The organism is Flavobacterium sp. AC105 (assembly GCF_979258495.1).
In genome coordinates this window covers 3,443,392-3,462,615 of the sequence record NZ_OZ409860.1, presented here as the reverse complement: position 1 = coordinate 3,462,615, position 19,224 = coordinate 3,443,392, and the positions used below count along the sequence as shown (strand labels likewise).

Below are 19,224 nucleotides of genomic sequence, written 5' to 3'. Positions count from 1 at the left end.
TTTTGCCGCGAGTTTCACGAATCAATATTTGTTTAAATTCGTGGCGTATTTTTTAATTGAATTATTCTTCAGTAATTCTGACGTCTTTAATCATCGGAATTGTGTCAACTTCTTTGAAATAGTCAATTAAGGCATTTCGAATTTTATAATTCAAATCATAGGTCTGAACACCTTTCAGGAAAAAATTCATACTATCGCCGCCATTTGCCAAATAATCATTGGTAACAACATAATAAATTTTATTGGTGTCAATTGGTTTTCCCTGAACCAGGATATTTTTAGCCGTATTTTCTTTAGTAACCGTAAAAGTCATTCCGGATAAAGGCTGTGGTTTTTTCTCCTTAATTATATAAGAAGCAATTTCCAGGATTTGTTCCCCTTTTAAGGCAATAACAACCAGGCTGTTTTCAAAAGGCATAATTTCAAAAGCCGTTCTTGTCGTAACATTTCCTTTAGGCAAAATAGCTCGGATTCCGCCATGATTTAAAAGGCAGATATCAATATCTTTTTTCTCACGGGCTTTAAAAACCGTATTTCCTCTTTTCAAACAAACATCAGATAATAAGTTTCCAATACTTGTTTGCCATTTCCCGGTACTTTTATCAAGAGTTTCAGGACAATACGCCAAAACGCTGTCTAAATCTTTGTTGATATGATCGCGATAGGGTTTAATAAATTTTTCAATTTCAGGAGTTTGTGCACCTTTTTCCGTTATCGGAAGTTGTTTTCCTTCTATCTTCGTCAAATTATATGTTTTTTGACTGCAAGAAAATATAAAAAAAAGTGTTAAGAATATAACAAAAAGTTTTAAAAATCCGTTATACTTTTTTAGTTTTACCATCTTAAATGCGACTTAAATAATTAATTTTGTAATCTGGTAAAAGTACTATGTTTTTAAATTATATAAAGGAATTTTTTGTAAAAAAATCATTAAAAAATAACTTGCATAATGTCAAAAACGAAGTGTTTACTAGTAATATACAAACAATTGGTTTACTGATTGATGAGAGCGAGTTTAACCATTCGAATGGTTTGATAAACGAAATATTATCAAAAGGAATAGCTCCTGAGAACCTAAAAGTTGTTGCGTATAGAAATAAATTTAACATTAAAGAAACGTATTCAAGACCAACTTTTGGTAAAAAGCAAATTAATTGGAAGGGAAAGATTACAGAAGTTTTTTTGAATGAATTTATTGAAACAGAATTTGACCTTTTGATTAGTTATTATGATCTCGAAAAACCAATTTTGATGATGATAACCAGCCAGTCAAAAGCGAAGTTTAAAGTGGGATTTGCATCAGTCAATAAAAATTTAAACCGTTGGATGATTAACACCACTATAGAAAATTACAGACTTTTCGTTTTCGAATTGTTTAAGTATTTAAAAAGTATAAAATAAATTATAAATTAAAATATGCAATCATTAATAGGAACTGGTGTTGCGCTTGTAACTCCATTTAAAAAAGACTTTTCAATTGACATCGAAGCTTTGCAGCGCATTGTTAATTTTTCGATAGACGGAGGAGTTGAATATCTTGTGGTTATGGGGACAACAGCAGAAAATGCTACCTTATCACAAGCCGAAAAAGAATTGGTTATAAAAACTGTAATTGATACTAATAAAGGAAGATTGCCGTTGGTTCTTGGAGTTGGAGGAAATAATACCATGCAGATTGTTGAGGAATTAAAAACAGGTGATTTCACTGCTTTTGATGCCATACTTTCAGTTTCTCCTTATTATAATAAACCAACACAAGAAGGAATTTATCAGCATTTTAAGGCTATTGCCGAGGCATCTCCAATACCTGTAATCTTATATAATGTTCCGGGAAGAACATCAAGCAATATGTTGCCGTCAACGGTAATTCGTCTTGCAAATGATTTTGACAATGTTGTAGCAATAAAAGAAGCCGCAGGAGATGTTGTGCAGGCAATGGAATTGATCAAAAAGGCACCAAAAGATTTTCTTGTAATTTCAGGAGATGATATGATCGCTTTACCAATTGTTTTGGCTGGTGGAGCAGGAGTAATATCGGTTATAGCACAAGGTTTTCCGAAGGAATTTTCAGAAATGATCCGTTTAGGATTAAACAGAAAAGTAAATGAAGCATTTAAAACACAATACTTTTTATCAGATTGTATTGATATGATTTTCGAGCAGGGAAATCCTGCAGGAATCAAACAAGTCTTTCAAGCCCTTGGTATTGCTGAGAATGTAGTGCGTTTGCCATTAGTAACGGTTGACGATTCATTAGCAGACAGATTGAATGAATTTGTTAAAAACAGCATTAAATAAGAGTAAGATTGCCGGTATTTTATTATACCAAAAAATATTTTGTAGTAGCTAAATTAATAACTAAATTTGCCACCGGAACTTCGGTGTGATTTTGCTTTGGCATATTGTCTAAGAAATCATAATAAAAGTAAGAAAATGAAAAAAATAGTATCTCTATTAATTGTTGTTGTCCTTTTTTGTTCTTGTAGTGATTACCAAAAAGCATTAAAAAATGAAGATGTTGCGGCAAAGTTTGATATAGCAACAAAAATGTACGAGGCAGGAAAATATTCAAAGGCGATTCGTCTTTTTGAACAATTAGCACCTACATATAGAGGTAAGCCTCAGGCAGAAAAGCTATTTTATATGTTTTCTCAATCTTACTATAAAACAAAACAGTACTATTTGGCAGGGTATCAATTTGAAAGTTTTGTTTCCGGATATCCACGAAGCGAAAAAGTTCAGGAAGCAGCATTTTTAGGTGCTTATAGTTATTCAAAATTAGCTCCGGTTTATAGTTTGGATCAAACTGATACAGTAAAAGCTTTAGAAAAATTACAAACATTTATAGATAATTATCCAAACTCTGAATATATTGTTCAGGCTAATGATGCTGTAAAAGTATTAAACGGTAAATTAGAGAAAAAAGCATATGAAAATGCTAAAGGATACAATACAATTTCAGATTATAAATCAGCATTAATTGCATTTGATAATTTCATTGCTGATTTCCCTGGAACACCTTTTAAAGAAGATGCGTTGTTTTATAAATATGATTCAGCATATCATTTGGCAATAAACAGTGTTCCTTCAAAAATGGAAGAACGTTTAAATGTTGCAAAAGCAGCTTACAATAACTTAATTAAGTTTAACAGCGCTACAAAATACAAAGAAAAGGCAGATGAAATGAATGCCAGAGTTGAAACAGATTTACAAAAATTTACTAAATAAATAAAGTCATGGATTTAAAAAAGACGAATGCTCCTGTAAACACAATAACTTACAATAAAACAGTTATTGAAGAGCCAACAGGAAATGTGTATGAGGCAATTACCATTATGGCTAAAAGAGCAAATCAAATTAATTCTGAAATTAAAAAAGAATTAACTGAGAAATTAGAAGAGTTTGCTACTTATAATGACAGTCTTGAAGAAGTTTTTGAAAATAAAGAACAAATTGAAGTTTCTAAATTTTACGAAAAATTACCAAAACCGCATGCTTTAGCAGTACAAGAATGGTTAGATGGTAAAACTTACCACAGAGGTTCAAACAAATAATATAGTATAATGTCAGTTTTAAACGGGAAGAAAATTTTACTGGGAGTTTCTGGTGGAATTGCAGCCTATAAAACAGCTTCATTAGTACGACTTTTTATAAAAGCAGGTGCACATGTCCAAGTGATAATGACACCTGCTTCTAAGGATTTTGTAACTCCACTTACGTTATCTACGTTATCAAAAAATCCGGTACATTCCAGTTTCTTTAATCAGGATGATGAAGACGCAGTTTGGAACAATCATGTTGAATTGGCACTTTGGGCTGATTTAATGTTAATTGCTCCCGCAACCGCCAATACGTTATCTAAAATGGCAACGGGTAATTGCGACAATCTTTTAATTGCAACTTATTTATCGGCCAAATGTCCTGTTTATTTTGCTCCGGCAATGGACCTGGATATGTACAAGCACCCATCGACTATTTCTAGTTTTACGGCGCTAAAACAGTTTGGAAACGTAATGATTCCAGCTGAAAGTGGAGAATTGGCAAGTGGTTTGTCCGGTGAAGGAAGAATGGCAGAACCTGAAAATATCGTTGCTTTTCTTGAAGCTGATTTAGAAAGTAAATTACCTCTAAAAGGAAAAAAAATACTAATTACTGCCGGACCAACATACGAAGCAATAGATCCTGTACGTTTTATAGGAAATCATTCTTCAGGAAAAATGGGGTTTGATATTGCAAATGCTGCAGCAAATTTAGGAGCTCAGGTTATTTTGGTGGCTGGCCCAACACATTTTAAAGCTAAAAATAGTTTAGTAGAAGTTATAAATGTGGTTTCTGCAGAAGATATGTATAATGCGTGTCATTTACATTATAATGATGTAGATGTTGCTATTGCAGCCGCCGCCGTTGCAGATTATAAACCGAAAGTTGTAGCTACGCAAAAGATTAAAAAAGCTGCGGATGATTTTACGATTGAACTCGAAAAAACAAAGGATATTTTGTTTTCATTGGGAGCAGGCAAAAAAAATCAATTTTTAATTGGTTTCGCTTTAGAAACTGAAAATGAAATTGAGAATGCCAAGTTGAAAATTCAGAAAAAAAACTTAGATTTGATTGTTTTAAATTCCTTACAAGATGAAGGGGCCGGTTTTAAAAAAGAAACCAATAAAGTAACATTTATTGATAAAGATTTTAAAATTGAACCAATGGAATTAAAATCAAAAGAATCTGTAGCAGTTGATATTTTAAACAAAGTTATTTCGCATTTTGTGAAATCATAATGCGTTAAAATAGAAACTAAAAGCAAGAATAGTATTACTTTTGTGCTAAAACCCAAAATAACCTTTCGTATGAATAAAATAGTTACACTTTTAGTTTTTTTTATTTTTGGCTTTACGCAGGCACAACAGCTAAATTGTACTGTAACTATAAATACTGAAAGATTGCCAAATCCGAACCAGCAGGTTTTTAAAACACTTCAGACTTCTTTATCTGAATTTGTAAATAAAACAGACTGGACAGGATCAGTTTTAAAACAAAACGAAAGAATCAATTGTTCGATGTATATTACCTTGTCTTCTAATAGTTCAGATCAGTTTTCAGGTACAATTCAGGTGCAGTCTTCAAGATTAATCTTTAATTCTACTTATTCGTCGCCTGTTTTAAATTTTAATGACAAAGACTTTAGTTTTAGATATACAGAATACGAACCGCTTTTATTTAATCCAACGACTTTTGACTCTAATTTGGTTTCTGTAATTTCTTTTTACAGTTATTTAATTTTAGGAATGGATGCTGATACGTTTCAAATGGGCGGGGGGAATCAATATCTGGAAACGGCTCAAAATATTGCCAATGTTGCACAACAAGGTGGATTTAAAGGCTGGAGCCAATCTGATGGACTTCAAAACCGTTATTACTTAATAAACGATATGGTTTCACCAATGTATAGCGATTTACGTCAGACAACGTATGCTTATCATACAGGTTTAGACGGAATGAGCCTGGATTTAAAAGGATCAAAAGAAAAAATTAAGTCGGCAATAATGATTATTGGCAAATTTAATTCGGTTAAACCGAATGCCTTTTTAACACGTGTATTTTTTGATGCAAAATCAGACGAAATTGTTTCTATATTTTCTGGAGGACCAAATATTCCGGTAGGAGATTTAACAGACGTACTAAATAAAGTATCACCATTGAATACTACCAAATGGTCACAAATTAAATTTTAATTGATTTCAATTTTTATATTTTTCATTAACTTTTATATTTATAAAATTCCCTTATGATTACTTCGCTGTCGATTAAAAACTATGCTCTGATTGAAAAACTTACGATCGATTTTTCAAGAGGTTTTTCTATAATTACAGGTGAAACAGGTGCGGGTAAATCTATTATTTTAGGCGCTCTGGGATTAGTTTTGGGAAAAAGAGCCGATCTTACTTCATTAAAAAATAAAGAAGAAAAATGCGTGATCGAAGCGCATTTTGAAATTTCCAAATACAGCTTAAAAGAGTTTTTTGAAGCAAATGATCTTGATTACGAAGATGATACGATAATAAGACGCGAAATTTTGCCTTCGGGAAAATCACGTGCTTTTATTAATGATAGTCCCGTAAATCTTCAGGAACTACAGGATTTAAGTTTATTTTTGATAGATATTCATTCGCAGCAGCAAACTCAGGAATTATCAGATGAAGGTGTTCAGTTTAAAATAATTGATGCCATTGCGAATAATTCAGATACGATTTTAGAATATCAAAAATTGCTGAAATTATACAAGTCAGATAAATCAAAACTAAATGCTTTATTAAAAAAGCAAAGTGATTCAGGAAAAGAATTGGAATACAATACTTTTTTATTGAATGAATTAGTTGCTGCCAAATTAAAATCTGGAGAACAGGAAGAATTAGAATCTGATTTTGAAAAATTGAATAATGTTGAAATTATCAAAGAATCAATCGATAAATCTTTGGTAATTGCAAATGAAGAGCAATTTGGCGTATTTCATAATTTGAATGAAATCAAAACAGCTTTGCAAAAAATCGCTCCCTTTTCGCCGGAATATCAAGGTTTATTCGAAAGAATTACCAGCGTAGCAATTGAATTTGATGATGTTTCAAGAGAATTGCAAAATGCTTCTGAAAAATTATTAAACGATCCTGCGCAATTAGAATTGATAAGCCAAAAATTACAATTGGTTTATAACCTGCAGAAAAAACATCAGGTTAAAACTATAGATGAATTGCTTCAAATTCAGGCTGATTTAGAAAATAAAGTACTTGAATTAGATAATATCGAAGAAGAAATTGCTGTTTTATCAAAATCAATAGAAGAAAAAATACAAGAATTAGATGCTTTTTCGGCAACTATTCATCAAAATAGACTGAATGCCATTCCGGTTTTATCGAATAAATTAATTTCGATATTAGAAACTTTAGGAATGCCAAATGTTCGCTTTAATATGGAACTTTTACCATCAGAAACTTATTTTCAGAATGGAAAAGATGAATTGCAGTTTTTATTTTCAGCCAATAAAGGAACCGATTTTGGTTTGTTGAAAAAAGTAGCTTCAGGAGGAGAAATGTCTCGTATCATGTTGGCGGTAAAAGCAATTTTGGCACAATATTCAAAATTACCAACTTTAATATTTGATGAAATTGACACCGGTGTTTCTGGAGAAATTGCCATCAGAATGGGAGAAATCATGAAAGAAATGAGTACGAAAATGCAAATTTTTGCCATTACGCATTTACCTCAGATTGCCGCAAAAGGCGATTCGCATTTTAAAGTTTTCAAATCTACAACAAACGACGATACACAATCAGAATTAAAACTTCTGTCTCAGGACGAAAGAGTTATAGAAATTGCTCAAATGTTATCCGGAGCAGTCGTTTCTGATTCGGCTTTAAATCATGCTAAAGCCTTGTTGAACTAAAGAAATACTTTATATTTGTCATCTTAAAACTAATTAAACAAACGTAAATAAGTTAATCATTCCCCTTAATAAACGATTAACAAATTGAACGAAAACAGTAGAAATATGATTATAGAACCTAGAATGAGAGGATTTATTTGCTTGACATCACACCCAAAAGGAGCTGAGCAAAATGTTAAAAATCAAATAGAATATATAAAATCAAAAGGACCAATTGCGGGAGCAAAAAAAGTATTGGTTATTGGTGCTTCAACAGGTTTTGGATTAGCTTCCAGAATTACAAGTGCCTTTGGATCTGATGCTGCAACTATTGGTGTTTTCTTCGAAAAACCACCAGTTGAAGGAAAAACAGCTTCACCGGGTTGGTATAATTCTGCTGCTTTTGAAACTGAAGCTCACAAAGCAGGTTTATACGCAAAAAGTATTAATGGAGATGCATTCTCAAACGAAATAAAAAGACAAACCCTGGATTTAATTAAAGCTGATTTAGGACAAGTAGATCTTATCATTTACAGTTTAGCCTCGCCAGTTCGTCAACATCCGGTTACAGGAGTTTTGCACCGTTCAACTCTAAAACCAATCGGGCAGACTTTTACCAATAAAACAGTTGATTTTCATACCGGAAATGTTACTGAAGTTTCTATTGCTCCGGCAAATGAGGAAGATATCGAAAATACAGTTGCCGTAATGGGCGGTGAAGATTGGGCTATGTGGATTGATGCCTTAAAAGCTGAAAATTTACTTGCTGAAGGCGCTACAACAGTTGCTTACTCTTACATTGGGCCATCATTAACAGAAGCAGTTTACCGTAAAGGTACAATTGGTCGTGCAAAAGATGATCTTGAAGCTACGGCATTTTCTATCACTGACAGTTTGAAATCAGTGGGAGGAAAAGCGTATGTATCTGTAAACAAAGCCTTGGTAACACAAGCAAGTTCTGCAATTCCGGTTATTCCTTTATATATTTCTCTTTTGTATAAAATTATGAAAGAAGAAGGAATTCACGAAGGTTGTATCGAACAAATTCAGCGTTTATTTAAAGACAGATTATACACAGGATCTGAAGTTCCTGTAGATGATAAAGGAAGAATTAGAATCGACGATTGGGAAATGCGTGATGATGTTCAGGCAAAAGTAGCTAAACTTTGGTTAGAAGCTACAACTGAAACCTTGCCGGCAATTGGAGATTTGGCTGGATACAGAAACGATTTCTTAAATTTATTCGGATTTGAATTTGCAGGAGTAGATTATACTGCTGATGCAAATGAAGTTGTTGGAATTGAAAGTATCAAATAAGTAAAAAATACTATTATATATGAAAACCATTCGTTGCGGCGAATGGTTTTTTTATGAATATAACATATCTTTGTTAAAATTTTGAAATTAAAAAAATTGCCACTTTAAACGCATATTCCACTATGATTTTCTCTTTAATTATACCCGTGTATAATCGTCCGGATGAAGTTGACGAGCTTTTAGAAAGTTTATCAAAATCTGATTATAATGAAGCTTTTGAAATTGTTCTTGTCGAAGATGGATCGTCAGTACCGTGTAAAGATGTGGTGATGACGTATCAGGGAAAGCTTAATATATCCTATTATTATAAGGAAAATTCGGGCCCCGGAGACTCAAGAAATTTTGGAATGCAGAAGGCAAGAGGTGATTATTTTATCATTTTCGATTCAGATTGCATTATTCCTTCCAATTATTTGTCAGAAGTTCGAAAAGCATTAAATGAAAAATATGTTGATTGTTTTGGAGGTCCGGATAAGGCACTAAGCAGTTTTTCGAATATTCAGAAAGCGATTAATTTTGCAATGACTTCTTTTCTTACAACAGGAGGAATTCGTGGCGGATCTGAGAAAATAAATAAGTTCCAGCCCCGTAGTTTTAATATGGGAATTTCAAAGAAAGCTTTTCAGGCTTCAAAGGGTTTTGGTAACATCCATCCAGGTGAAGATCCTGATTTATCGATTCGTTTATGGAATCTTGGATTTGAAACCAGATTGTTTTCAGATGCTTATGTGTACCATAAACGCAGAATTGACTGGGAAAAATTCTCTATTCAGGTAAAAAAATTCGGTATTGCAAGACCTATTTTAAATAGCTGGTATCCAGAACATAATAAGCTGACTTTTTTCTTTCCAACCCTATTTATATTGGGCTTATTATTAGCTTTTTTACTATTAATTTTCAATATTGATATATTATTACAATTATATTTTGTATATTTCGTTATAATTTTTCTTACAGCGAGTATTCAGAATAAAAGCATTAAAATTGGATACCTTTCTGTAATTGCGGTTTGGAAACAATTTTATGGTTACGGAACAGGATTTTTAGAATCATTTATAAAAATTATCCTTCTAAAGAAAAAACCACAAGAAGCTTTTCCTCGTATGTTTTTTAAAGTATAATATGACAAAAGTTATTGGCTTAACAGGCGGAATTGGAAGCGGTAAAACGACTATTGCGAACTATTTTAACGAAATGGGAGTTCCGGTTTATATTGCTGATGATGGCGCCAGAAAAGTAATGCAGTCTGAAAGTGTTATAAATGAAATAAAGACAACTTTTGGTGAATCTCTTTTTGAGAATACTATTTTGAATAGAGCAAAACTGGCTGAAATTGTTTTTAACGATGCTGAGAAATTGGCAAAATTAAATAGCATAGTTCATCCAGCCGTAAAAGAAGATTTTAAATTATGGATGCTGCAGCATAAAGATCATAAATATGTAATGTACGAAGCCGCTATTTTGTTCGAAAGCGGACGATATAAAGATTGCGACGTTATTATAACAGTTACTGCCCCGGAAGAAACCAGAATAGAAAGAGTCTTAAAGCGAGATAATACCACACGCGAACAGGTTTTAAGCAGAATGAAAATGCAGTGGAATGACGAAAAAAGGATTTCCAGAAGCAATTTTGTAATTAATAACAGTAATCTTAAAATTGCTAGAGAAGAAGTTGTTAAAATTCTTAAAATTTTAGATATTAAACAAAATCAGTCTTAAATGTTAATATTTGGTTAATGTATTATTTAGTATATTGTTAAAATATTAATTTTGTTTCGATGAATAAATTATTTTTTAGAATACTTGTTTTATTGATGAGTTTGTCCTTAATCGGGATTATTCTGGTTCAGGTATATTGGTTCAATTCTTCGTTCAAAAATAATGACGAACAATTTAAATACCACGTTACCCAAGTAATTGGAAATGTTGCTGATAAACTGGAACAGCAAGAAGAATACAGTTTTTACGATAAATACAATCGCATAAAAGACAGTACAGGCAAAACACCAAAAAAGGAAGATTTACTTGAAGTATTATATGTTCAGAGAAATACAAAAACAAATAAAACAATAGTATATTCTAATACACTTACATCTGAAGATTACGATATAAACGGTTCGCTTTTTAACAAAAAGTTCAGCAGCGAAAGATTTAAAAATTTCAGTTCAAAAAGAGTAACAGAAGTTTATAACAACAATAACGGTATTGACAATAATACTTTAGGACAAAGTATTATTCCAGATCTTAAAATTGAAAAATCCGGAAGCTTAGACATTCTGAATAAAGTTCAGCAGCAAATTCAATATAAAGATATTGCTTCATTAACTCCAATAGAAGGAAGGATTACAAAAGATAAACTTTTTAAGCTTTTAAAAAAGGAATTAGAAGAATATGGTGTAAAAACCAAATTTGAATTTGGAGTATTAAACAATGGATTGCCAACAAAAGTAAAATCTGATGGTTTTCATTATGACAAAGATTTAAGTTACAATATACCAATATATACTGATAATGAAGGAAATAGTAAATATGAACTATTTATAACCTTTCCTCATAAAAAGAAGTTTTTATTATCAGAATTATTGAGTATTACGATATTATCTATAATTTTTACATTAATTATTATAGTAGCTTATACAAGTGCATTGAATCAATTGTTGCGTCAAAAACATATTTCTGAAATCAAAACCGATTTTATAAATAATATGACGCATGAGTTTAAAACACCAATTGCGACAATAAATTTAGCACTAGATGCGATTAAGAATCCTAAGATTATTGAAGATAAAGAAAAGGTTTATCGCTATCTTCAAATGATTCGGGACGAAAATAAAAGAATGCATGCCCAGGTTGAAAACGTACTTCGTATCTCTAAATTAGAAAAAAGAGAACTTGATATAACAAAAGAACCAACTGCAATTCATGACATAATTGATGATGCAATTGAGCACGTAAATTTAATTTTAGAAGACAGACACGGAACTGTTGTAAAGCATTTTAATGCTGCAAGAACAACATGTTTGATAAACGAAGTTCATTTTACAAATGTTTTGGTTAATATTTTAGAAAACGCCATAAAATATTCGCCTGATGTTCCTGAAATCGAAATTTTTACAGAAAATGTGAAAGACATGATTTTGATAAAAGTAAAAGATAACGGATTAGGTATGAGTAAGATAGCTCAGAAACGAGTTTTTGAGAAATTCTACAGAGAACATACCGGAGATTTACATAACGTAAAAGGTCACGGTTTAGGTCTTGCTTATGTAAAAAGAATAGTAGAAGATCACAATGGTCAAGTATATGTTGAAAGCGAAAAAGGAAAAGGTAGCACCTTTATAATAAAAATACCATTAATAAATTAAAATATGGAAAATAATAACAAAAGAATACTTTTAGTAGAAGATGACCTTAATTTTGGGGCAGTTCTTAAAGATTATCTAATGTTAAATGACTTTGAAGTTACTTTAGCTAAAAACGGTATGGAAGGTTTCGAGAAGTTCAAGAAAGATGTATATGATTTATGTATTCTTGACGTAATGATGCCTTATAAAGATGGTTATACTTTAGCCAAAGAAATTAGAGAGAAAAATAGCGAAGTGCCAATTATCTTTTTAACAGCTAAATCGATGAAAGAAGATGTGCTAAAAGGATACAAAGCTGGTGCTGACGATTACTTGAATAAACCTTTTGATTCAGAAGTTTTATTGATGAAAATCAAAGCTATTATTCAAAGAAAATCTGCGGATACAAAAGCGGAACAAGTTCAGTTTGAGTTCAATATTGGAAAATTCCATTTAAACTCTAAACTTAGATTTTTAACTTTCGAAAACGATGAACCAATAAAATTATCTCCAAAAGAGAATGAATTGCTTAAAATGCTGATTCTTCACGAAAATGACTTAATGCCAAGAGAATTAGCATTAACTAAAATCTGGAGAGATGACAACTACTTTACTTCAAGAAGTATGGACGTTTACATCGCTAAACTTAGAAAATACCTAAAATCAGATGAAGATGTTGAGATTCTTAACATTCACGGAGAAGGTTTCAGATTAGTTGTAAAAAGCAAAGTAACTGAATAACAAAAATTCACACCTAATAAAATATTAAGCTCTGAGAAATCAGGGCTTTTTTTGTGCTTATATTTTTTTAAGAATTATAATTATGTACAATATTGTCATTTTGGCAAAGGAGAAATCACACTAGAAACTCCGCAAAGAAATTCATCAATCTTTGTCAAATTCCGCGTGCGATTTCTCCTCGTCGAAAATGAAAAACCTTGCGAAAAAATTTAGAATTTAAATTGTTCGTTTTTCTTAATTTGAAGCTATTTCCTGCTGTCTGCTATATCTTTTTCTTGCTAAAGAAGCAAGAAAAAGGATGCCGCTTCAATCAGGGCTAGGACTTTGTTTTTCAAATAGATAATCCTGTTTTTATAATTTTCAAAATTGGCTTAATTATTTTTAAACGGATTTTTCTTAAAATAAATTTGGAAAATCAAAAAACAATTCACAATATTTGCACACGAAAAAAATAATAACCCTTTAATAACGAAGAAAAATGTTTGTATTTACATCATCATCTCAAAACTTCACACCAAACGGATTTGGTGCAGCACTTCTTCGTGGCTTATTTCAATCTTAGAAATTCATTTTTAGATATATAAAAAAGCCCGAAGACATTTAGTTTCGGGCTTTTTTTATTCTAGACACTTCAAATTTTCCCGAATAATCGATTTATTATTTGTCCCAAAAGGATAAAAGACTCCGCACGCTTATGTTTTATTCAGACTAGTAAGTTTTGAAATGCATTAGCCTGCAAAACAACAAGAATAATTAAACAATTTATGGGAAATAAATTATCCGGAAAAGACTTGATCAAATTAGGCTTTCCAAAAAACAATTCAATAAACATCGCCTTAGGGCAAATAAACAGATATAGAAAAAGAGAGAAAAAGGAATCCATTCTAACAGAAGCCAAAGACGTTTTGCTTCATCCTGAAAAGTTTGAAGGCCACGGAACCTGGGGAAAAGTTGCTGAAGGTTTGATAAAACCGGTTCAGGTAAGAATGCATCAATTGAAGACAACACGAGTTCCTTTTACCATTTTTGGAGAAAATGAAATTGATGAACAGGCTAAATTTCAATTGTATGATTCTTTAAAATTACCAATTTCCGTGGCAGGAGCCTTAATGCCGGATGCACATTCAGGTTATGGCTTACCAATTGGTGGCGTTTTGGCAACAGATAATGCCGTTATTCCATACGGAGTTGGTGTTGATATTGGCTGCCGAATGAGTTTATCAATTTTCGATTTGCCAGCATCACATTTCAAAGGAAAAGAACATCAATTGCAAGCTATTTTAAAAGACAATACAAAATTTGGAATGAATGAAACACATGCTGTAAAAGCGGATCATGAAGTTTTTTACAAAAGTGAATTTCAGGATATTCCGTTGCTAAAGAATCTTTTACCTAAAGCTTACAAACAATTGGGAAGTTCTGGCGGAGGAAATCATTTTGTAGAATTTGGTATTGCAAAAATTGATAATCCTGAAAATGAATGGAAGTTAGGAGTCGGAGAATATTTTGCAGTTTTATCCCATAGTGGTTCTCGGGGTTTGGGCGCAAACATAGCTAAACATTATACGTATCTGGCAACTAAACAATGTCCGTTGCCTAGAAATGTTCAGCATTTGGCCTGGCTGGATTTAAATACACACGACGGTCAGGAATATTGGTTAGCGATGAATTTAGCCGGAGAATATGCAAAAGCCTGTCACGATGATATTCATAGGAGAATTGCCAAAGCAATAGGAAAAAGAGTTGTGGTAACAATTGAAAACCATCACAATTTTGCCTGGAAAGAAATGGTAAACGGCAATGAATGTATTGTGCACAGAAAAGGTGCAACTCCTGCAGCTGAAGGTCAATTAGGGATCATTCCCGGATCAATGACGGCTCCGGGTTATATTGTGAAAGGCAAAGGAAATGCAGCCAGCTTAAATTCGGCTTCACACGGAGCGGGACGTTTATTTTCGAGGACTAAATGCAAAAGTACTTTTACACAAAGTGAAATCAAAAAGGTTTTGCAAGCTCATGATGTAACCCTGATTGGCGGAAATATTGATGAAGCGCCAATGGCTTACAAAGACATTACAAAAGTGATGGGAAATCAAACTGATTTGGTTGAAGTTCTGGGAACTTTTACACCAAAAATCGTTAGAATGGACCGATAAAAGAAATTAAGAATGGAAAAAATAATTCAGATAACAGCGGGTCGCGGACCTGCAGAATGCACTTGGGTTGTCGCCCAAGTGCTTAAAAAAGTTTTGGATGAAGCACAGGAACAACAGTTAGAAACTACTTTGCTTCAAAGAGAAGTTGGTCCCGAAAATGGGACTGTTGAGACTGCAACAATATCTATAAAAGGAACAACTGCAACAACATTTGCTAATTCCTGGATAGGAACAATTCAGTGGATTGGGCAAAGTCAGTTTAGGAAAATGCACAAACGCAAAAATTGGTTTATTGGCATATTTGAAATTGAAGCTCAAAAGAATGCATCGATTTCAGAAAATGATATTCAATATCAAGCGATGCGAAGTTCAGGCGCAGGCGGACAACATGTCAATAAAGTGAGTTCGGCTATTAGAGCAACTCATATTCCGACTGGAATTGCAGTTGTTTCTATGGACAGTCGTTCGCAGCATCAAAACAAAAAACTGGCAACAGAAAGATTATTAAAAAAACTAGAAGACGAAACTTTGCAGCAACTTAAAAATCACGTTGGCAAGCAATGGGAAAACCAACTAAATATTCAGCGTGGTAATCCTGTTAGAACTTTTACCGGAACTGATTTTAAAAAGAATAAAGTAGAGAAAAGTTACAAAGGAATTCGTCAGAAATTAAAAACCGATTTACGAAATGAAAACAATTGATAAATACCTTTTTCAGGCTTTGGATAACTATCCATTTTGGCTCGAAGGAACGATCGAATCTTTAGATTATGCTTTTTCTTATGATGATAAAAACACAATGGTTTTGTGTCTTTACGGAAGAATTCAGGCAGAGCAATTATGGAATTATGAAGAAGCGAAATCTTATTTTCAACAAGCTTTGACCATAAATATTCATGCACTTGAAGTTTATCCCTATTATCTTCAAACTTTAATTTTGAATGAAGATTACGAAGAAGCTCAAAAACTAATTGATTTTGCGTTTACAATAAAAGGAATAAATAAATCTGAAATCTTTGTAAAGAAAGCGATTCTTCTTGAAGCGCAACAAGAGTTTAAAGAGGCTTTAAAGGAGATTAAAAATGCTAAACTTACAACTTTACAGTTTGTTTTTGATTCTGATATTGCTGAAGTTGAGAAAAGAATTAAAGGAAAAATTGATTTGCTTGAGAAGAAAAAAAAGTCAAAAAAATCTAAAAAAGATTCAAAAAAGAAATCAAAGTGATTTTTGATTTAAAACAAAAACGATGCGATTCTAATTTGAGTCGCATCGTTTTTAATTATACCGCTTTAATTAATATGTAGTTCCTACGGGACACTTTGCTTGTCGGTATCAATTTTTTCTACTAACATATAACTCCTAACAGAGTATTTATCAGCAATTTTTATAATATGTTTTATTTAACTTCCAAAAAATATCTCGTAGAGATTACATATTTGTAGAAATATCAGGGAAAAGAATATTTGTTCCGTAGGGGACTACACTACAATATTGAAATTTATTATTTCCAATGCAATTCTAAAGCAAAGCAGGTCTTTTCGCCTTTTGTAATGCTGAATGTCGCTGTTGTATGATTATCATCTTCACTTTCATGAATGACAACATTATCCTTAAGGGAAAGTTCTTTCATGAAATTCATTTCGAAACTTTTGACTTCTTGTTTTAGAATTCGTTTTTCATCTACATGATCCAGGCACCACTCTAAATATTTCACATTATTAACATGATTTACAATGTCTAAATCTGATAAATAAACTGTTTTTTCAAAAATAGCTCCTTTTTCATGATTGATATTTATTTTCGAGAAACCTTCAGTTGTAGCACGATTTTCAGGGAATAATTCAAAATGTTCGTACGGCAAAGCCAAAGCTTCCGGACGACGTAATTGTGTATTAAAAACGGCCCAATAGGTTTCACAACCCACTATTTTTTTGCCATTTACATACATTTCGAGTGCACGAACAGAACGGGAGTTTTCCAGACTATTGATCCATGTTTTTACGGTTACCACATCCTGCCATTTTGGTAAGGATGAAATTTCAACACGCATTCGGCTTAAAACCCACGCTTGGTGAAATTCCTGCATATCAAAAAAACTGATGCCTCCAACTTCAGAATGTGCGGCTGCAGTAAGTTGTAAAATATTACATAAATCTGTATATTTTAAAAATCCGTTTGGCGTACATTGTGTAAAGTTGATTTCCCAGTCTTTGCTTAAAACTGATGTGAAATTTGGTGATATTGGCATTTTGTAATTTTAGATTGTTGATTTTAGATTTTAATTTTAAAAGAAAGAAAATAGAGCAAAGAAAATAGATTGAATTTATTTTAAAAGATTTTCAATATGATTTATAATTTCTTGTCTACTTGTTGCATAATCAAACCATTTTGTATTTTCATTTCTTTTGAACCACGTAAGCTGTCTTTTGGAAAAACGACGGGTATTTTTTTTAATTTCTTCGATTACAAATGGCAATGATAAATCTCCGTCAAAATAACTAAATAATTCTCTATAACCCACGGTTTGGAGCGCATTTAACGCTTTATTAGGATATAATGCTTTTGCTTCTTCGAGCAAACCTTCGTTCATCATAATGTCAACGCGTTGGTTTATTCGGTCGTAAATTATTTGTCTGTCGGCTTCTAAACCAATTAAAATAGGAGTAAAGTTTCGATTGTTTTTCTTCTGATTTAAAAAAGAAGAATATGGTTTTTGAGTTCCGATACAAACTTCTGTAAAACGCATCATTCTTTGTGGGTTTTGAAGTGTTTGCGGATTTTCTTCTGTGATTTTTTGATAATAATCAGGATCCAAATGCTGCAATTGTTCTTGCAGATATTGTACTCCGAGTTTTTCGTAATTTGAATTTACTTCAGAACGTATTTCAGGATTAATTTCTGGAAATTCATCAAATCCTTTTAAAATAGCATCAACATATAAACCTGAACCTCCAATAAGAATGGCAAAATCATTGCTTTGAAATAATTCTTCCAGTTTCGCAAGTGCTTCTTTTTCGTAATCACCAACGGTATAACTTTCGAAAATTGATTTATTTTGAATAAAATGATGTGTTGCAGCTTGTAATTCTTCGGGGTTTGGAACTGCTGTGCCAATTGTCATTTCTTTGAAAAACTGACGACTGTCGCAAGATATTATTTCGCATTTAAAATGTTGGGCTAAAGCAATACTTAAGGCTGTTTTGCCTATGGCTGTTGGTCCGACGATGGTAATTAAGTGTTTCATATTTTTTTAGCCCAGATGGGAGTGAAAACCCCGGACTTATATTTGTTAGTTTTTTTGGGATAAAAGAGCGACTTTAGAAGCTCCTTTTAGGCCTTAAAAAACAACAAAGATAAGGAGGAGTTGTAACGGACAGCTGGAAATAGCTCCTTAAATTAATTATTGGGCAATTCAGTTCCGCATTCGTAACAGTATTTTGCGTTATCAAAATGTACTTGTGAATTGCATTTTGTGCATGTTTTTTTTTCACTTACAGTATTACTGTTTTTAAGGCTGCTTTTTGCAAATTCGGCTGTTACAATTCCTGTAGGCACGGCTATAATTCCGTAACCTAAAATCATTACTAAAGCGGCAATAAATTGTCCTTGAGGTGTTTGTGGAGAAATATCACCGTATCCAACTGTAGTTAATGTCACGATTGTCCAATAAATTCCCATAGGAATGCTGGTGAATCCTGATTCTCTTCCTTCGACTAAATACATTACAGAACCAATTATTATCGTGCTAATGAGGACGAAATAAATGAAAACAAGAATTTTTTCTTTGCTTGCTTCAATGGCTTCCCGAAGCTGTACTGATTGATGTGATATTTGCGGAATATGTAATATTTTGAATAATCTAAAGAAACGTAATGCTCTTACGATAGAAAGTATGCTTGCTCCGGGGAAAAATATCGATAAATACATGGGTAATACGGCCAATAAATCGATGATTCCGTAGAAACTGAAAACATATTTTACTGGTTTTTGTATGGAAATAATACGCAAAATGTATTCGATTGTAAAAAACACGGTGATAATCCATTCGCAAATAATAAGTTGTGAATGGTATTTTTGATTGATTCCCTGTACGGTTTCCATCATTATCAACAAAACGCTCAGTAAAATTAATCCGAGTAGTACTAAATCGAACATTCGTCCTAAAATGGTGTTTGTACCATAAAGAATGACTTTGATTTTCTCTCTGAAGATTTCGTATTTAGATTTCATTTTTCTCATGGATACGAA

The 19,224-nt window shown here is 32.4% G+C and carries 19 protein-coding genes; 15 read left to right on the top strand and 4 right to left on the bottom strand.

Annotated features, from left to right (window positions below):
- Window positions 1-61: 61 nt before the first annotated feature.
- Window positions 62-841, bottom strand: a complete 780-nt coding sequence (locus ACZ0AH_RS14165) for a 5'-nucleotidase C-terminal domain-containing protein (RefSeq protein WP_463476444.1) — start codon at window positions 839-841, stop codon at window positions 62-64.
- A 47-nt stretch (window positions 842-888) separates the two neighbouring features.
- On the opposite strand from ACZ0AH_RS14165, the gene ACZ0AH_RS14160 reads away from it, so the two are divergent.
- From ACZ0AH_RS14160 to ACZ0AH_RS14090, 15 genes are all read left to right on the top strand, one after another.
- Window positions 889-1,401, top strand: coding sequence for a DUF6913 domain-containing protein (locus ACZ0AH_RS14160; protein WP_463476443.1), 513 nt, complete (start codon window positions 889-891; stop codon window positions 1,399-1,401).
- A gap of 15 nt (window positions 1,402-1,416) precedes the next feature.
- Window positions 1,417-2,298: a 4-hydroxy-tetrahydrodipicolinate synthase gene (gene dapA, locus ACZ0AH_RS14155; protein WP_463476442.1), complete on the top strand. Its 882-nt coding sequence runs from the start codon at window positions 1,417-1,419 to the stop codon at window positions 2,296-2,298.
- 135 nt (window positions 2,299-2,433) lie between these two features.
- Window positions 2,434-3,228: an outer membrane protein assembly factor BamD gene (locus ACZ0AH_RS14150; protein ID WP_463476441.1), complete on the top strand. Its 795-nt coding sequence runs from the start codon at window positions 2,434-2,436 to the stop codon at window positions 3,226-3,228.
- Window positions 3,229-3,236: 8 nt separating this feature from the next.
- On the top strand, window positions 3,237-3,554 hold the full coding sequence (locus ACZ0AH_RS14145) for a DNA-directed RNA polymerase subunit omega (RefSeq protein WP_007807938.1): 318 nt from the start codon (window positions 3,237-3,239) through the stop codon (window positions 3,552-3,554).
- Window positions 3,555-3,563: 9 nt separating this feature from the next.
- Window positions 3,564-4,778: a bifunctional phosphopantothenoylcysteine decarboxylase/phosphopantothenate--cysteine ligase CoaBC gene (gene coaBC, locus ACZ0AH_RS14140; protein ID WP_463476440.1), complete on the top strand. Its 1,215-nt coding sequence runs from the start codon at window positions 3,564-3,566 to the stop codon at window positions 4,776-4,778.
- Window positions 4,779-4,847: 69 nt separating this feature from the next.
- A complete protein-coding gene (porD, locus tag ACZ0AH_RS14135) occupies window positions 4,848-5,732 on the top strand; it encodes a type IX secretion system protein PorD (RefSeq protein ID WP_463476439.1) in 885 nt (294 codons plus the stop codon).
- Between the two features lie 53 nt (window positions 5,733-5,785).
- Window positions 5,786-7,438 carry a DNA repair protein RecN gene (gene recN, locus ACZ0AH_RS14130; protein WP_463476438.1) on the top strand — a complete coding sequence of 551 codons (1,653 nt, stop codon included), beginning with the start codon at window positions 5,786-5,788 and terminating at the stop codon, window positions 7,436-7,438.
- Between the two features lie 105 nt (window positions 7,439-7,543).
- Window positions 7,544-8,734 carry an enoyl-ACP reductase FabV gene (gene fabV, locus ACZ0AH_RS14125; protein ID WP_463476437.1) on the top strand — a complete coding sequence of 397 codons (1,191 nt, stop codon included), beginning with the start codon at window positions 7,544-7,546 and terminating at the stop codon, window positions 8,732-8,734.
- Between the two features lie 122 nt (window positions 8,735-8,856).
- Complete coding sequence (locus ACZ0AH_RS14120) at window positions 8,857-9,855, top strand: glycosyltransferase family 2 protein (RefSeq protein WP_463476436.1); 999 nt, start codon at window positions 8,857-8,859, stop codon at window positions 9,853-9,855.
- Between the two features lies 1 nt (window position 9,856).
- Window positions 9,857-10,453 (top strand): dephospho-CoA kinase, encoded by a 597-nt coding sequence (coaE, locus tag ACZ0AH_RS14115; protein WP_463476435.1) that lies wholly within the window; start codon window positions 9,857-9,859, stop codon window positions 10,451-10,453.
- A 59-nt stretch (window positions 10,454-10,512) separates the two neighbouring features.
- Window positions 10,513-12,099: a sensor histidine kinase gene (locus tag ACZ0AH_RS14110; RefSeq protein ID WP_463476434.1), complete on the top strand. Its 1,587-nt coding sequence runs from the start codon at window positions 10,513-10,515 to the stop codon at window positions 12,097-12,099.
- Window positions 12,100-12,102: 3 nt separating this feature from the next.
- Entirely contained in the window at window positions 12,103-12,819 is a 717-nt protein-coding gene (locus ACZ0AH_RS14105; RefSeq protein WP_154781780.1) for a response regulator transcription factor, read from the top strand.
- Between the two features lie 764 nt (window positions 12,820-13,583).
- Window positions 13,584-14,975, top strand: coding sequence for an RtcB family protein (locus ACZ0AH_RS14100; protein WP_463476433.1), 1,392 nt, complete (start codon window positions 13,584-13,586; stop codon window positions 14,973-14,975).
- A 12-nt stretch (window positions 14,976-14,987) separates the two neighbouring features.
- Window positions 14,988-15,677 (top strand): peptide chain release factor H, encoded by a 690-nt coding sequence (gene prfH / locus ACZ0AH_RS14095; protein WP_463476432.1) that lies wholly within the window; start codon window positions 14,988-14,990, stop codon window positions 15,675-15,677.
- The gene (locus tag ACZ0AH_RS14090; RefSeq protein WP_463476431.1) at window positions 15,664-16,200 is read left to right on the top strand and encodes a tetratricopeptide repeat protein; all 537 of its coding nucleotides are present in this window, start codon (window positions 15,664-15,666) and stop codon (window positions 16,198-16,200) included. Before prfH ends, ACZ0AH_RS14090 begins: the two co-directional genes overlap by 14 nt.
- A gap of 277 nt (window positions 16,201-16,477) precedes the next feature.
- Here ACZ0AH_RS14090 and ACZ0AH_RS14085 read toward each other — a convergent pair whose 3' ends face one another.
- The 3 genes from ACZ0AH_RS14085 to ACZ0AH_RS14075 form a co-directional block, all read right to left on the bottom strand.
- A complete protein-coding gene (locus tag ACZ0AH_RS14085; protein ID WP_463476430.1) occupies window positions 16,478-17,224 on the bottom strand; it encodes an acyl-[acyl-carrier-protein] thioesterase in 747 nt (248 codons plus the stop codon).
- A 75-nt stretch (window positions 17,225-17,299) separates the two neighbouring features.
- The gene (gene miaA, locus ACZ0AH_RS14080) at window positions 17,300-18,220 is read right to left on the bottom strand and encodes a tRNA (adenosine(37)-N6)-dimethylallyltransferase MiaA (protein WP_463476429.1); all 921 of its coding nucleotides are present in this window, start codon (window positions 18,218-18,220) and stop codon (window positions 17,300-17,302) included.
- A 152-nt stretch (window positions 18,221-18,372) separates the two neighbouring features.
- Window positions 18,373-19,215, bottom strand: coding sequence for an ion transporter (locus tag ACZ0AH_RS14075; RefSeq protein ID WP_463476428.1), 843 nt, complete (start codon window positions 19,213-19,215; stop codon window positions 18,373-18,375).
- Between the last annotated feature and the right edge of the window lie 9 nt (window positions 19,216-19,224).